This is a genomic window from Ruegeria sp. HKCCA4633, assembly GCF_013034605.1.
GTDB lineage: Bacteria > Pseudomonadota > Alphaproteobacteria > Rhodobacterales > Rhodobacteraceae > Ruegeria.
The window spans coordinates 120,557-134,258 of the sequence record NZ_WQGJ01000005.1; the positions used below are offsets into that span (position 1 = coordinate 120,557).

17 protein-coding genes are annotated in these 13,702 nt (G+C 57.6%); 4 read left to right on the forward strand and 13 right to left on the reverse strand.

Features of this window, described 5'->3' with window-relative positions:
- Position 1 precedes the first annotated feature (1 nt).
- Positions 2 to 880 (reverse strand): CPBP family intramembrane glutamic endopeptidase, encoded by an 879-nt coding sequence (locus tag GOV85_RS21785; protein WP_171179017.1) that lies wholly within the window; start codon positions 878 to 880, stop codon positions 2 to 4.
- 251 nt (positions 881 to 1,131) lie between these two features.
- Between GOV85_RS21785 and ppk2 the strand changes: the two genes are divergently transcribed.
- Complete coding sequence (gene ppk2 / locus GOV85_RS13595; protein WP_171179019.1) at positions 1,132 to 2,049, forward strand: polyphosphate kinase 2; 918 nt, start codon at positions 1,132 to 1,134, stop codon at positions 2,047 to 2,049.
- 45 nt (positions 2,050 to 2,094) lie between these two features.
- Here ppk2 and GOV85_RS13600 read toward each other — a convergent pair whose 3' ends face one another.
- Together GOV85_RS13600 and rpsU are read right to left on the reverse strand one after the other, a co-directional pair.
- On the reverse strand, positions 2,095 to 3,096 hold the full coding sequence (locus GOV85_RS13600) for a CAP domain-containing protein (RefSeq protein WP_171179020.1): 1,002 nt from the start codon (positions 3,094 to 3,096) through the stop codon (positions 2,095 to 2,097).
- Between the two features lie 293 nt (positions 3,097 to 3,389).
- Complete coding sequence (rpsU, locus tag GOV85_RS13605; protein WP_005614280.1) at positions 3,390 to 3,596, reverse strand: 30S ribosomal protein S21; 207 nt, start codon at positions 3,594 to 3,596, stop codon at positions 3,390 to 3,392.
- Positions 3,597 to 3,707: 111 nt separating this feature from the next.
- Here rpsU and GOV85_RS13610 point away from each other — a divergent pair, with 111 nt between their 5' ends.
- Positions 3,708 to 4,400: a COQ9 family protein gene (locus GOV85_RS13610; RefSeq protein WP_171179028.1), complete on the forward strand. Its 693-nt coding sequence runs from the start codon at positions 3,708 to 3,710 to the stop codon at positions 4,398 to 4,400.
- A gap of 61 nt (positions 4,401 to 4,461) precedes the next feature.
- A complete protein-coding gene (locus GOV85_RS13615; protein WP_171179030.1) occupies positions 4,462 to 5,448 on the forward strand; it encodes an NAD(P)H-quinone oxidoreductase in 987 nt (328 codons plus the stop codon).
- A gap of 30 nt (positions 5,449 to 5,478) precedes the next feature.
- Here GOV85_RS13615 and GOV85_RS13620 read toward each other — a convergent pair whose 3' ends face one another.
- On the reverse strand, positions 5,479 to 6,336 hold the full coding sequence (locus GOV85_RS13620) for a DUF2189 domain-containing protein (RefSeq protein ID WP_171179032.1): 858 nt from the start codon (positions 6,334 to 6,336) through the stop codon (positions 5,479 to 5,481).
- Positions 6,337 to 6,529: 193 nt separating this feature from the next.
- On the opposite strand from GOV85_RS13620, the gene GOV85_RS13625 reads away from it, so the two are divergent.
- Entirely contained in the window at positions 6,530 to 7,513 is a 984-nt protein-coding gene (locus GOV85_RS13625; RefSeq protein ID WP_171179034.1) for a quinone oxidoreductase, read from the forward strand.
- Between the two features lie 51 nt (positions 7,514 to 7,564).
- Here GOV85_RS13625 and GOV85_RS13630 read toward each other — a convergent pair whose 3' ends face one another.
- The 9 genes from GOV85_RS13630 to GOV85_RS13670 all read right to left on the reverse strand — a co-directional run bounded on the left by GOV85_RS13630 (position 7,565) and on the right by GOV85_RS13670 (position 13,680).
- Positions 7,565 to 8,104 (reverse strand): outer membrane protein, encoded by a 540-nt coding sequence (locus GOV85_RS13630; RefSeq protein ID WP_171179036.1) that lies wholly within the window; start codon positions 8,102 to 8,104, stop codon positions 7,565 to 7,567.
- Positions 8,105 to 8,378: 274 nt separating this feature from the next.
- Positions 8,379 to 8,855: a YHS domain-containing (seleno)protein gene (locus tag GOV85_RS13635; RefSeq protein WP_171179037.1), complete on the reverse strand. Its 477-nt coding sequence runs from the start codon at positions 8,853 to 8,855 to the stop codon at positions 8,379 to 8,381.
- Positions 8,856 to 9,030: 175 nt separating this feature from the next.
- Positions 9,031 to 9,306 carry a hypothetical protein gene (locus GOV85_RS13640; protein WP_171179039.1) on the reverse strand — a complete coding sequence of 92 codons (276 nt, stop codon included), beginning with the start codon at positions 9,304 to 9,306 and terminating at the stop codon, positions 9,031 to 9,033.
- Positions 9,303 to 9,908, reverse strand: coding sequence for a glycerol-3-phosphate 1-O-acyltransferase PlsY (plsY, locus tag GOV85_RS13645; RefSeq protein WP_171179041.1), 606 nt, complete (start codon positions 9,906 to 9,908; stop codon positions 9,303 to 9,305). Before plsY ends, GOV85_RS13640 begins: the two co-directional genes overlap by 4 nt.
- Complete coding sequence (pyrC, locus tag GOV85_RS13650) at positions 9,908 to 11,188, reverse strand: dihydroorotase (RefSeq protein WP_171179043.1); 1,281 nt, start codon at positions 11,186 to 11,188, stop codon at positions 9,908 to 9,910. The genes plsY and pyrC overlap by 1 nt, the downstream gene beginning before the upstream one ends.
- On the reverse strand, positions 11,185 to 11,571 hold the full coding sequence (locus tag GOV85_RS13655) for a hypothetical protein (protein ID WP_171179045.1): 387 nt from the start codon (positions 11,569 to 11,571) through the stop codon (positions 11,185 to 11,187). The genes pyrC and GOV85_RS13655 overlap by 4 nt, the downstream gene beginning before the upstream one ends.
- Positions 11,556 to 12,074: a hypothetical protein gene (locus GOV85_RS13660; protein ID WP_171179047.1), complete on the reverse strand. Its 519-nt coding sequence runs from the start codon at positions 12,072 to 12,074 to the stop codon at positions 11,556 to 11,558. Before GOV85_RS13660 ends, GOV85_RS13655 begins: the two co-directional genes overlap by 16 nt.
- Complete coding sequence (locus GOV85_RS13665; protein ID WP_171179051.1) at positions 12,071 to 13,006, reverse strand: aspartate carbamoyltransferase catalytic subunit; 936 nt, start codon at positions 13,004 to 13,006, stop codon at positions 12,071 to 12,073. Before GOV85_RS13665 ends, GOV85_RS13660 begins: the two co-directional genes overlap by 4 nt.
- Before the next feature lie 59 nt (positions 13,007 to 13,065).
- On the reverse strand, positions 13,066 to 13,680 hold the full coding sequence (locus GOV85_RS13670) for a scavenger receptor class F, member 2 (RefSeq protein ID WP_171179053.1): 615 nt from the start codon (positions 13,678 to 13,680) through the stop codon (positions 13,066 to 13,068).
- Positions 13,681 to 13,702 lie beyond the last annotated feature (22 nt).

Sequence of the window (13,702 nt, forward strand, 5' to 3'; positions counted from 1 at the left end):
TTCAGGCTGGTCCAGGGTAGGTGAACATTATCAGATGCAACAGATTGAACCCGAAATGCATCGCAACCGGCACCCAAAGCCTCTGGGTTGCATAATACCCCAGCCCGCAAGCCAGCCCCAGGATGGAGGCAAAGATCACCAGCGCCGGACCTCCACCGAAATGAGCCAACCCGAACAGCACGCTGGCCGCGAGCATTCCGCCAGTGGCGCCCAGACGTGACGTGATCGCGGATTGCAGGTAGCCGCGAAAAAAGGCTTCCTCGGTCAGGCAGGTCAGAAACAGATTGGTTAGGGCAAAGATCAGCCACCAGGGCGGGATCGAAAATTCTGGTTGTATCGCATCCAAGGCCAAGCCCAAAACAAACAGTCCGGGCAAAAGCAACAGCCCTGCCATCAAAGCGCCAGTTTTGGTCGGAATCGCGTTGTGGAGAATGGCGGGCCAAGCCAGAAGAACGGCGAAGAAGACCATCGGCTTGTCCAGATTCAGATACATTGTGAAGCTCGCGCTGCCGGCGCCAGCCTGCACCTGATCCAGCACTTTCAGGTTCTGAAAACCGGGCAGAAGGTGCGCCCCCATGGCCAGACACCACAGGATTAAAAGCGCGTGTCCGGCGACCGCGATCCGGCCTTTCAGGTGCGGTAGAAAGGCGGCTCCGGCCAGTCCAAGGACCACTGCGGCAATCACCAAAGGTGACATCAGGTCAGTGGTCGATGCAATACTCACAAATAGAGCCAGCAGGGAGAGCGCAATAGCAGCGCGGCCTGCAAGCGCCATCACTTGTGCTGCGATCAGGATGAACCACGGCCAAATTACCGATAAAATAGAAAGAAAGAACGTCACGTGCTTTAGACCCTGTAAATCCAGACCGTCTTGCCGCACAAAATCGTGGCAATGCAAGCGTTCAAAGGAAGGCGCACTCTGCCATACCGCCTTGCGTCAATTCTTACGCTTGTATCCTTTGGTCCGGGCGTTCACATTCAGAGGAAAGACCATATACCCGCGCCCGTCTGAAATTTCAGAGGCTTCGGCAGATTTGGGCGTTGGTGCCTCTGTATCAATTTTTCTGATGACATCAGGCGTTTACACAGGCCCGATATGGTTCGAACCCGATAACAAAAAAGGAGCTGACCTTGGCTTACGAAAACAACGGTGGCACCAAAGACTGGCTTGAAGCCGAACTGGAAGACACGCTGGACGAAGATTTTGAGATCGAGTTCAGCGAGCCGATGTTGTCGATGGAAGTGCGGAAGATTTATCGGGAACAACACCCCGACATGCTGGACCGCAAGGTCTATTTCCGTAACCTGCTGCGTCTGCAGGCCGAACTGATCAAAGTGCAGGATTGGGTTCAGCACACCGGTGCCAAGGTTTGTATATTGTTCGAAGGTCGTGACAGCGCGGGCAAGGGGGGCGTTATCAAACGGATCACCCAGCGTCTGAACCCACGTGTCGCGCGTGTGGTCGCTCTGCCCGCGCCCAGCCGTCGCGAGCAGAGCCAGTGGTATTTCCAGCGTTACGTGCCGCATTTGCCTGCTGCGGGTGAGATCGTGTTGTTCGACCGGTCATGGTACAACCGCGCAGGCGTCGAACGGGTGATGGGTTTCGCGTCCGAGGATCAAGTTGAGCAGTTCTTTCAGGACGTTCCCGAATTCGAACGAATGCTGGTTCGCTCAGGGATTATCCTGCTGAAATATTGGTTCTCGATAACGGATGAAGAACAGCAATTGCGATTCCTCATGCGCATTCACGACCCGATGAAACAGTGGAAGCTGTCGCCGATGGATCTGGAATCCCGCATCCGTTGGGAATCTTATACCAAGGCGAAAGAGGATATGCTCTTCCGGACCAACATTCCTGAAGCCCCTTGGTACATTGTCGAAGGCAATGACAAAAAGCGCGAGCGGCTGAACTGTATCGAGCATCTTTTGACCAAAGTTCCATACACGGATGTGCCGCAGGAAAAAGTCAATCTGCCTGACCGCCGATATAACCCGGAATACGAGCGTCGCGTTTTGCCGGATGAATTGTACGTGCCAAAGATTTACTGAGAGCGCCATGCGGGGCGAGCCAGCCGCCCCGCATTTCAGGAACTATCAGGCTGCTTCCATCATGCAGCCTGTGCCATAAAAATTGAGCACATAGATATCGGCGTCATCGTTGCCGTCCAACCCGAAACAGGAGTCATCAGGCGCATCGATCGGGGCCGTGTCATCGACTTCAACGATGTCCACCTCGTCGGTGTCTGAAACCTGGATGTTATTCTCGGCCATGTCCGGCGGCGTCATGTCGTCCGTTTCCAAGTGGAACTGATCAATCTGCGCCAGAACTTTATCCAGGAAAACTTCCAGTTCGACCAAGAAGGCTGCCACGTCGAAACATCCGTCGGGTTCTTCTCCGACAGGTGTCTCGGAGGTTGGCTCTGCGACGTCAGCGCCGGGTGATTCAGTGCCCGGTTCTTCGGGCTCAGTCACGTCAACGCCGGGTGATTCAGTGTCCTGTTCTTCGGGCTCAGTCACGTCAGTATCGGGCGTTTTGGTGACCGGATCTTCGGGTTCGGTCAAATCGGTGTCAGGCGTCTCGGCGTCCGGGTCTTGGGGGTCCGCCACATCGTCCACGGGTGGAATCGGAGCGTTGCCATTGTCCAACATCACAGCGCTGTCAGTGGCGGCGAAATTCTGAGTGACCATCACCGCGTCGAAACCTTGCATGTCACCTGTTTCAATGCCGATGCCAATATATTCGAAATCAGGGTTCAGGATGTTTGCTCGATGTCCCGGGCTGTTCATCAGGTTCTCGTGCAACTGCGCGACGTCATCACTGATGCCGGGCTCGCCGCGTTCTGATTGCCAGGCGATATTCTCGCCAGTGCGCCAGCTGCCGGACAGATCAAAACCTGCATCCTGCACACGCTGTGTCGCGCTGGAACCGCCCTGACCTGTATGGCTGAACGTGTCTGTGTCCAGCATCCAGCTGCTGTGATCTTCGGATGAGTCGTTCAGCTGTGTTTCAAGTTGCAGCGGGGTAAGCCCGCGTGATGTGCGTTCGGCGTTGATCAGCGCCAGCATTTCTTGCTCGATTTGACTTGCAGTCGACATGGTAGCCTCCGTTTGTAAGTGTCGTCCGGTTGGACGTCGCCAGTTACAAGCGGCTTGCTGAGGTCAGATAGAGGCGCAGAAATATTAGGCGAATTCTGGCGGGGCAATGCTACCAGAGCGGGATTCGCTGCGCTGCAAAATGCCGGGCAAAATGTTGCTGGTGGGGAAATGGCGGCTTGTCGCACACCTAGTACCACGAGTCGGCGAAAAAACCCGCCCCTGAAACGACAAACCCCCGGGCGGGGCCTCGGGGGTCGTCAAATAGTGTCATCCAAAACTGGATGAGGAAAGTCTTAGAGCAGACCTTCGCGCTGGGCTTTCTTGCGTGCCAGTTTACGGGCACGACGAATCGCTTCAGCTTTCTCACGCGCTTTTTTCTCGGACGGTTTCTCGAAATGTTGCTTCAGCTTCATTTCACGGAACACGCCTTCGCGCTGCAGCTTTTTCTTCAGGGCACGAAGCGCCTGATCGACGTTATTGTCGCGAACACTAACCTGCATGTGGTTGTCACCACCTTTCTAGATAGAGTTGCAAGGAAATTGCAGGAAGTGGCCGTATAGCAAAGCCGCCCTAACTTGTCTAGTACTGGTCCCGACAACCGGAGAACTGCCATGACGACCACTTATGAAGATGCAAAACAGCAGCTTTTGGATGCGATGCTGATCCATGTTCCCTTCGACGGCTGGTCGGAAACCAGTTTTCGCGCCACTATTTCCGATTGTGACCTGGATGATGGTCTGGCCCGTGCGATTTGTCCACGCGGGGCGGTTGATCTGGCGCTGGCCTATCATGCACGCGGCGATCAGGCGATGCTGAATCGCATCAAATCCGAAGATCTGAGCGACTTGAAATTCCGCGACAAGATTGCTGCGGCGGTTCGGTTCCGGTTGCAGGCTGTCGAAGACAAAGAGTTAGTGCGCCGTGGCATGACCCTGTTTTCCCTGCCGACCCATGCGGCGGATGGGGCCAAGGCGGTTTGGCAAACCTGCGACCTGATCTGGGATGCGCTGGGCGATACCTCGGACGATGTGAACTGGTATACCAAACGGGCCACTCTTTCGGGGGTTTACTCGTCGACGTTGCTGTTTTGGCTGGGCGATGACAGCCCCGATCACCAGCGCACCTGGGAATTCCTGGACCGCCGGATCGCAAATGTCATGGAGTTTGAAAAGCTCAAGGCGCAGGTACGCGACAATCCGGTGTTGAAACCGTTCTTGGCCGTTCCAAACTGGTTGGCCGGTCAAGTGAAGGCACCCATGAAAATGCGGGCTGACCTTCCGGGGATGCTGAACCCTCGAAAGTAGCGCATCTTGGCGCTAGGCCCCGGCCCGTATGCCTGCTAGGCATTGCGCAAAGGAGGTGCCTATGACCCAGATGATGCGCGCTGTTGAGATCACCAAACCGGGTGGTCCTGATGTTTTACAACTGACTGAACGTCCTGTTCCCGAGCCGGGTAACGGACAAGTTGTGCTGAAAGTAGCTTATGCCGGTGTGAACCGTCCTGATGCGTTGCAGCGCGCAGGGGCCTATGATCCGCCTCCGGGTGCCAGCGACCTGCCAGGGCTTGAGGCGTCGGGCGAAGTGGTCTCGGTCGGTGCGGGGGTCGAGGGGTTGTCGGTCGGCGACAAGGTTTGCGCGTTGTTGCCGGGTGGGGGTTATGCCGAATACGTGGCAACGCCCGCCGCGCATTGCCTACCGATCCCTGCAGGGATGGGAATGAAAGAGGCTGCTTGCCTGCCGGAAACCTTTTTCACCGTCTGGTCCAACGTGTTCACACGTGGTGGTCTGAAAGCGGGTGAGCGGTTTCTGGTCCATGGCGGCTCCAGCGGGATCGGGACAACGGCAATCCAACTGGCCAATGCTTTTGGTGCACGTGTCTTTGCGACCGCTGGGTCCGATGAGAAATGTGAGGCTTGCGTCAAGCTGGGTGCGGAAAAGGCAATCAACTATCGCGATGAAGATTTTGTGGCCACCATGCGGGCCGAGGGCGGGGCGAACCTGATCCTTGATATGGTGGGTGGGGATTACATCCCACGCAACGTCAAAGCATTGGCCGAGGATGGACGTCTGGTACAGATCGCTTTCCTGCAAGGTCCGAAGGTCGAGCTGAACTTTGCGATGATGATGGTCAAACGTTTGACCCTGACTGGCAGTACCCTGCGCCCGCAGAGCGATTTGGCCAAGGCACAAATTGCGCAGGATCTGCGCGAAGCCGTTTGGCCTCTGCTCGACGCTGGCAAAGTTGCCCCAGTTATGGACAGTGAATTTGAACTGGCCGAGGCGGCGGCAGCCCATGCGCGCATGGAAAGCTCTGGCCACATCGGCAAGATCGTCCTCAAGGTTGCGGACTAAGTGTCAAATGCGCGGGCTTGTCCCGCGCCTTCACGCAACCGCGCGGCGGTATAGATGCCATGTGGCGTGGCCCAGAACGGGTACTACCACGATCAGACCCAATAGCATCGGCAAGGCGCCCAGAAACAGCAGCGCCGCCACGGTGAAGCCCCATGTCAGGATGACGCCGGGGTTCTCACGCAAGACACGAAACGATGTCACAACCGCCACTGGCAGCCCCACCTTGCGGTCCAGCAGCAATGGAAAGCTGACAACGCTGACTGCCAATGCGCACAAGGCGAACACAAAACCAACAGCGGTTCCCGCGACAATCATCGTCCATCCCGCAGAAGTGGTGAGAACCTGTGTGGCAAATGCACTAAGGGATGCGGGTACTTCAGGGCCCATTGTATTAGTATGAATGGCTTGTGCGACCATCAGCCAGACCAAAAGCAGCATGACGAGGTAGAAGCCAAGTACCAGAATTGCACCGAAGGACGGTGATCTGAAGACACCGAACGCATCCAACCAATGCACTGCGCTGCCCTGTTCACGCTTGCGGCTAATCTCATAAAGCCCCACGGCGGCGACTGGCCCGATCAAGGCAAAGCCGGCGACAAGTGGAGCCAGAAGCGGCACCAGATTCATGTTCAAAGCAAAGCCGAACATCAAGAGCCCTGCGATCGGGTAGATCAACACGATGAACACGGCATCCGCCCGTGTTTCGAGAAAGTCGTCATAGCCCGCGCGCAGACAGGCGCGCAGGTCTTGCAGCGTCAAGGTTTGCACCATTGGCAGCTCTTTGGTGTCCGCGCTGCCCAGGCGCGAGACGCTTTCCGAGACATGATCACCTGCCGCCCCGAGATTTCGGGCGGTCCAGCTGATCGGGTTTCCGATTGTTTTGGCCATTTTCCTCCCCTTCCCTGGCGAAAACTGCGCCGCGGGGCGGATCCGGCATCACGTTGCCCGTGGCCGGACCAGCCGGCAACGCCTGACCCTAGTATAGCACAGATTTTCCAATTCCCGATCAATAGTCTGGCATCGGACGGATTGCCCTGCTTCGAAGTCATGTTAGCTTGAAATCCGGCAAGAGGAGGTCAGTATGCAGCAAACAGCAAAGACGGTCATGATTCACGAGTTTGGCGGCCCCGAAGTTTTGCGGATCGAAGACAGGGCAGTAGGTGAGCCTGGACCGGGGGAAATCCGCATTCGCCACGAAGCCTGTGGTTTGAACTTTATCGATGTTTATCAACGTACTGGCCTGTACCCCCTTGAGCTTCCTCATGCACTGGGCATGGAGGCGGCAGGTGTCGTTGAAGCTATTGGCGAAGGTGTAACGCACCTGCAGCCCGGACAACGGGCTGCGTATGCTTCAGCCCCGTCCGGTGCGTATTGCGAGGCCCGAGTGATGCCGGCAGCACAGGTTTGTCCACTGCCGGATGGCATTTCCTTTGACGCCGCCGCGGCGATGATGTTGAAGGGATTGACGGTAGAATATCTTTTTCACCGAACCACTCCGCTGAAACGGGGGGATACGGTGCTGTTTCACGCAGCAGCCGGTGGGGTAGGGTTGATCGCCTGCCAATGGGCGAAATCCGAAGGGATCACACTGATCGGGACGGCAGGAACGGATGAAAAATGCAGTCTGGCCCGGTTCAACGGGGCTGCGCATTGCATCAACTACCGAACCGAGAATTTTGCTGAGCGGGTAGCCGAGATTACCAAGGGCCAGGGTGTGGATGTGGTCATGGACTCGGTCGGGGCGGACACATTCGAAGGCTCGCTGGATTGTTTGAAACCGCTTGGCATGATGATTTCGTTCGGCAATGCTTCAGGCCCTGTGCCCCCCTTTAATATCGGTGTTCTGGGCCAGAAAGGATCACTGAAGATCACGCGCCCCACCTTGTTCACGCATATCGCGGATCATACGGTGTGTCAGGCAATGGCCCGCAGGCTATTCGGAAAGGTCGAAGGCGGAGAGGTCAAAATCCACGTGGATCAACGCTTTGGGTTGGATCAGGTGGCAGACGCGCATCGTGCGCTTGAAGCGCGACAGACAACCGGCAGCACGATATTGGACATCTAAAGAGCGACCCGGCTTAAAAAAGCCGGGTCCAACTTGCTTATTTGATATGCGTCAGAACCGATAGGAAGCCCGGATTTGCAGAGTCGTTGCATCAACATCGACGCCGCTTCCGTTGAAGTTGCTGAACTCGTGGTAAAGCAGTTCTCCACCGATGCTCACATTGGGCGCCACGATCTGTTCGTAGCCAGCACCAATAAACCAACCATCATCGCTTCCGAGGTTGTCTGTTCCCGCTTCGGCGTAGCCCGCAATTCCGTAGAGCAGGCCCTGCGGGTTCACTTTATAGCCCGCCCGCGCTTTCAAACGCCATACATCTTCCACTGTGACTGGAACGTTGGACAAATCCACGTCCGTCCAGTCATAGTCAAACCCGCCACCGACGACCCAGTCGCCCAAATCATAGTCGTAACCTAGGATAATACCGCCGATCACGCCATCTCCGTCGACCCCGGACACGCTGGTGTCCACATCGACATAGCCCAGTTGCAGACCGCCGTAGAACCCTGTCCAGTTGCCCGAGGATTGCGCCATGGCTGATCCTGCAACAACGGTCGCTGCGGTAGTGATGAGAGCCAGTTTCTTCAATGTCATCTCATTTCCTTTCGCTTGTCACTCTGCTCCAGTGAGGCATTGCCCACTTATGAGGGTGGATACGATCCGGACGGGAAGCCGGATCATTCATATATATACATTCGGAAAGTGGAATACAAATTTGTATCCCAACGTCTCAACTTGGGTGAAACGTTGACGCTCTTAAAAGACCGAGCGCGTTTGGTGCTAAAAAGATAGGAAGAGAAGAGGGATATTCAAACGACATGCGGCGGCGGAACGCTCCGCCGCCGACACGCCTGACATTTTCAGCGGATTATTGCTCTTGCAGTTCCGCGGGGGTCTTGTCTGAGATGTTTTCCCAGTTCGCGCTTGCGCTTTCAATGAAACCCGGGATGTCGCCTTCCCAGCGTTCCTGGATGTCTTGCGACAGGTTCAGGTACAGTTTGTTGTCGACGATTTTCCAGTGGTTCGGGTCGCCGTCGAACTTGAAGCCCATGGCTGCGCCGAAGGCACAGTAGCCGCCGTATGCGGGCAGGTAGGCTTCGGGGTTGGCTTCAAAGGCAGCTTTGTTTTCTTCCGACGAGAAGCGGTACATCGCGTCGTTGTGCAAGGTGGTGATGCGGTAGTCGCCTTTGGTTGCTTCACCGGCGGTAAAGTAGGCAACCGGGTCATAGCCCTGCATCGCCAGACCAGTCGAGCTTGCGTTGATTTCCACACCTGCGGCCAGCGTCGAAGTTGCCAGCGCGACGGACAGTGCGACGCCGCCGATCAGAGATTTAAAAGTGTTCATTGCTTCACCTTTCGTGAATGGAGCCTCGTCAAAGCGAGAGCGAGGGCCCCGGTTGTTGTCCTGTGCGGACCGTAATTGACCGTCACGACAGCGATCTGGGAAGCGGGGCGATCACGTTCAAAACAATGAATTGTGAATGTGCAGCAGCAAAGATGTTCTGTTCAAAATTGCAGGGTTAGCTGTTTGCGTCGGGCACAAGATCCAGAACAAAAGCGATGACTTTGCTGGCGGGCATTTCGCAGGGCCGCAACAAAGCGCCGCTGTTGCGGGTCTGGTACAGGTTCAGGCTGATGTAATCGGAACCGCCACGTTCATGGGCCACCAGCTTGTGTGATCTGCCGCCTGCCATGCGTTGACGCACGACACCATAGCTTCGACCGTGCGACGTGCCGGTGAAACTGCCCTCTGGCAGAGCATGAAACGCAGACAAAAATGCGTCGGTGACGGTCACGGTTTCCCGATTTTCGGTTCCGTTCCGGCCTTGATCCGCGCCACGTTCGAACTGTGCCGCCAGTAGATCATAAGCGTCAGGATGATCCCCAGTATAAAGGTCGAACCGTTTGTTAGCACCAACACCCAGGTGGTCGACAGCGCCGCTGCCGCAAGTGCGCCGACGGAAGAAATCCGCCAGATTGCCGCCGCAACCAGCCAGCTCAGGCAGCAGGCCACGCCAACGCGCCAATCCAGCGCCAGCCAAAGCCCCAGAAAGGTAGCCACACCTTTGCCGCCCTTGAAGCCCAGCCACATCGGGAAGCAATGCCCCAAAAACGCCATCAGCGCCGCGATCTGGGCCGCGTCTTCTCCGGCATAGGCGCGTGCGATCAGAACGGCAGCCGCCCCCTTGGCAGCATCAAATAGCAGCGTCAGGGCCGCAGCGGCCTTGTTGCCGGTGCGCAGAACATTTGTGGCCCCAATATTGCCCGACCCAATTTCGCGCAGGTTGCCCAGCCCCATGACTTTGGCCAGGATCAGCCCAAACGGAATGGACCCAAACAGGTATCCAATCACTGCCCAAAAGAACAAGTCTTCTGCCGTATTTACGATAATGGGCATCAGGGTCTCCGAAACACTGCTTGGCCAGCTACATAAGTCGCAAGGACCTTACCTTGCATCCGCTGGCCGTCAAATGGCGTGTTTTGCGATTTGGATTTTAGGGCGAACCGATCAAGCACAAAAGGCACATCCGGGTCGAACAGAACCAAATCTGCCGGGGTGCCATTGGACAGGCGACCACTGTCCAGTCCCAACCGCTTTGCAGGGTTGAGCGCCAAGGCCTTAAACAGTGTCGGCAAGTCCAGTTGATCTGCGTGATACAAGCGAAGTGCTGCGGGCAGCAGCGTTTCCAATGCCACTGCACCCGAGGCCGCTTCTTCAAATGGCAGGCGCTTGCTTTCTTCGTCCTGTGGGGTGTGCATCGAACTGATGATGTCAATCAGCCCTGTTCGAACTGCCTCGATTGCCGCTTGCCTGTCGTCCTCGGAGCGCAGCGGCGGCTTGACCTTGAAGAAGGTGCGATAGTCTGCCACGTCCAACTCGTTCAGGGTCAGATGGTGGATCGACGTGCCGGCAGTGATGTCCAGTCCATTGCACTTGGCGCGCTCCAGCGCGGGCAGGGCGCGGGCAGTTGTGATCTGATCAGCATGGTAAGCGGCCCCGGTCATTTCCAGCAGGGCGATGTCACGGTCCAGACCCATACGTTCGGCCATTGGCGACACGGCGGGCAAGCCGCGGAGGGCCGCGAACTTGCCGCTGGTCGCAGCCGCCCCTGCGCTGAGCCCCGGTTCCTGCGGGTGGGCAATCACCAGCGCGCCGCAGGACTTCGCATAAGTCAGCGCGCGAGAAAACACCTTGGTATTGGTGATGACGTGATCGCAATCGGTAAAGGCCACGGCACCCGCATCCTGCAAAAACCCGATCTCGGTCATCTCGCGCCCCTCGCGCCCCTTGGTCAGGGCGGCCATCGGCAGCATATTGACCGGAGTATCGGCTTGCGCCCGGCGGGTGATGAATTCCAGCGTTTCCGGCGTATCTATCGCAGGGCTGGTGTCTGGCCGGGTGACAATGGTGGTCACCCCTCCGGCCGCAGCGGCCAGGCCAGCGGATTTATAGCTTTCCTTATGGCGTTCACCGGGTTCGCAGACTTTCACACCGATATCTATGATGCCCGGCGCCAGACACTTGCCGTTGCAATCGATGATCTGCCCGTCTGAACCCGGCGCGTTTCCTTCCCCTCGGGCAACAATCCGGCCATCGGCCACTTGAAGCCAGCCCGTCGAGGTCGTACCGGCCTCAGGGTCGATCAGGCGAGCGTTGGTGAAGAGAACGGTGCTCATGGTATGGCCCTTTCGATGGTGGCTTTGGTGGCGGCAGGGTCGGCCTGATATTTGATCAGGTGCTTATCGCCGCTTTTGGTGACGACTTGAACAAAGCTGCCCATGGTGTTGACCGCTTGGATCTGATTCAGAGGCACCTTGCGTGGACCAGGTCCGGTCAGGGTCGTGTCCGACATTTCCCAATTGGCGACCAGCTCTTCCGAGGCCAGATACCAGGCGCGGATGCCAATGGCGGCCAGACCTGCGGGTGCTCCGGTCCAGATATAAGGATTTCCGATCAGCCACAGAACGAGCATGGCACCGGCCATGCCAAAAGCGGCCAGCCATGCGTTGGTACGGAAATAGGCCCCTTTATCCGGGGCGAAGATCACAGAATCAGCCATAAGATGCCTCCGATGGCCACAAGCGCGGCCAATGCCAGGATAGCTGACCCGATACGGCGGGGCTGGTCATCCGTTGGAGCGGCTTGCGGTGCCGAAAAAGGCTTGGCGCTTTCGGTTTCGATGACCCCTCCGGTCCAGTTTGAGGTCTCTTCTGTGAACAGGCCGATCAGCCGCAGACGAGGGTCTGGCTTCAACATCGCCGGGCGTCCTTGGAACGCAGCGCTGCGCAAGACTATAACCCAGCCGTCTATCGCGGACAGAGCGTCCTTATCCAACTGATCTGCGGACACGCCGCAGCCTTCGGTCAGATAGCCATACAGCCCTAGGTCTTCCAGATCGGAGACCGGGAATATATCGATCTGCGCGGGGTCCAGCCCGTCCACCCCAAGCACCTGATCGGCGGCACCCGGTTCGCGCAGGAACTTTGCCTCTTCCGGGCGCATGTCCAGCCTGAACAGGCGCAAGACGCCGCGTTCGTGGGGGGCGACGGTCAGATCGCTCATGCGGCCTCGCGCAGGTTGCGTGCCAGCAGATCCATCGCGGCCATACGAACGGCGACGCCCATTTCCACCTGTTCCTGAATGACGGACCGGTTGATGTCATCGGCCAGCGTGCCGTCGATCTCAACGCCTCGGTTCATCGGGCCGGGGTGCATGACAATGGCATCAGGCTTGGCTTGCGCCAGCTTTGCGGCATCCAGACCATAGCGGTGATAATATTCGCGTTCCGAGGGGATGAACCCGCCATCCATCCGCTCTTTCTGAAGACGCAGCATCATGACGACATCGACGTCCTTTAGACCCTCGTTCATGTCGCCATAGATCTCGGCCCCGAACTCGGCAAACTGGTTGGGCACCAGTGTCGGCGGGCCAATCAGGCGAATACGGTTTTCCATTTTGCCCAGCAGGATCAGGTTTGATCGCGCGACGCGGGAATGGGCCACGTCGCCGCAAATCGCAATATTCAGCCGGTGCAGGCGTCCCTTGGCGCGTCGGATGGTCAAGGCGTCCAACAGGGCCTGTGTGGGATGCTCATGCTTGCCGTCGCCCGCGTTCAGAACAGCGCAATTGACCTTTTGCGCCAGCAGATCGACCGCGCCGGAATGCGGATGCCGTACCACCAGCAAATCAGGATGCATTGCGTTCAATGTCATCGCCGTGTCGATCAGGGTTTCACCCTTTTTGATCGAGCTGGCCTGCATTGCCATGTTCATCACATCCGCACCCAGGCGCTTGCCTGCCAGTTCGAAACTGGCTTGCGTGCGGGTCGAGTTTTCAAAGAACATGTTGATCTGGGTCAGCCCCGACAGAACGTCCGAATGCTTGGTCGACTGGCGGTTCATGTCGACATAGGTCTCGGCCAGATCCAGAATTTCGGTGATATCGGATTGGGACAGATGCTCGATGCCAAGAAGGTGACGATGGGCGAAACGCATGGGCGGGCTCCTGTCTGACAATCGGGCCGCTTATAGGAAGCTGTGCGGCCCAAGGCAACCTAAGGTTCCGTGCCCTCTGGCAGTTTTTCGCAGCCGCCCTCGGGCAGGCATTGTTCACCCGGCTTGCACCATTTGCCATAACCGCAGTCGATGGCCTTGATCGGCACGCAGCCCTGATGGGCCGAACATTTGAAGCCGGGGCGGCATTGCGACCCGGTTTCTTCGCACAAGAACCACCCCGGGCGGGAACAGCCCCCGCCGGGCAGGCAGGACGAGCCACGCGCGCAGGTGCGGCCATCGTCGCAAGTTTTAGGCGGTGTTGTGTCCAGGTCGGGTTTGATCCGCTCGCATTCGCCGCGCCCGTTGCAAAAGCTGTTGCCGGGGCAATCCAGACGAGATGTGCATTTGTCTGCACCAGCGGGCGCGCATCTGGTTCCGCCCGCCACGCAGCGCTCGAACGGGCCACAGCTGCGCCCACCACCGCAATAGGTTCCGCCCAGTGGAATGCAGTGACCATCAAAGCTGCATCTTTGCCCGCCCGAACAGCAGGTGCTGCCGCATTTGAACTGACCGGCACGGCACTGCCCATGTGTGTCGTGAAACGTCGCCAAAGCCGGATCGCCGGTAAGGGCCACCACAAACCCGAGCAGGAGGAATCGCAGAATTCTGAGCATCGCGCGCTGATGGTCGGCGCGA

Bases quoted from the DNA above. Each gene is read 5' to 3' on its own strand.
- GOV85_RS13600 (WP_171179020.1), bottom strand. From the start codon at position 3,096: ATGTCGACTGCAAGTCAAATCGAGCAAGAAATGCTGGCGCTGATCAAC.
- rpsU (WP_005614280.1), bottom strand. From the start codon at position 3,596: ATGCAGGTTAGTGTTCGCGACAATAACGTCGATCAGGCGCTTCGTGCC.
- GOV85_RS13610 (WP_171179028.1), top strand. From the start codon at position 3,708: ATGACGACCACTTATGAAGATGCAAAACAGCAGCTTTTGGATGCGATG.
- GOV85_RS13615 (WP_171179030.1), top strand. From the start codon at position 4,462: ATGACCCAGATGATGCGCGCTGTTGAGATCACCAAACCGGGTGGTCCT.
- GOV85_RS13620 (WP_171179032.1), bottom strand. From the start codon at position 6,336: ATGGCCAAAACAATCGGAAACCCGATCAGCTGGACCGCCCGAAATCTC.
- GOV85_RS13625 (WP_171179034.1), top strand. From the start codon at position 6,530: ATGCAGCAAACAGCAAAGACGGTCATGATTCACGAGTTTGGCGGCCCC.
- GOV85_RS13630 (WP_171179036.1), bottom strand. From the start codon at position 8,104: ATGACATTGAAGAAACTGGCTCTCATCACTACCGCAGCGACCGTTGTT.
- GOV85_RS13635 (WP_171179037.1), bottom strand. From the start codon at position 8,855: ATGAACACTTTTAAATCTCTGATCGGCGGCGTCGCACTGTCCGTCGCG.
- plsY (WP_171179041.1), bottom strand. From the start codon at position 9,908: ATGCCCATTATCGTAAATACGGCAGAAGACTTGTTCTTTTGGGCAGTG.
- pyrC (WP_171179043.1), bottom strand. From the start codon at position 11,188: ATGAGCACCGTTCTCTTCACCAACGCTCGCCTGATCGACCCTGAGGCC.
- GOV85_RS13655 (WP_171179045.1), bottom strand. From the start codon at position 11,571: ATGGCTGATTCTGTGATCTTCGCCCCGGATAAAGGGGCCTATTTCCGT.
- GOV85_RS13660 (WP_171179047.1), bottom strand. From the start codon at position 12,074: ATGAGCGATCTGACCGTCGCCCCCCACGAACGCGGCGTCTTGCGCCTG.
- GOV85_RS13665 (WP_171179051.1), bottom strand. From the start codon at position 13,006: ATGCGTTTCGCCCATCGTCACCTTCTTGGCATCGAGCATCTGTCCCAA.
- GOV85_RS13670 (WP_171179053.1), bottom strand. From the start codon at position 13,680: ATGCTCAGAATTCTGCGATTCCTCCTGCTCGGGTTTGTGGTGGCCCTT.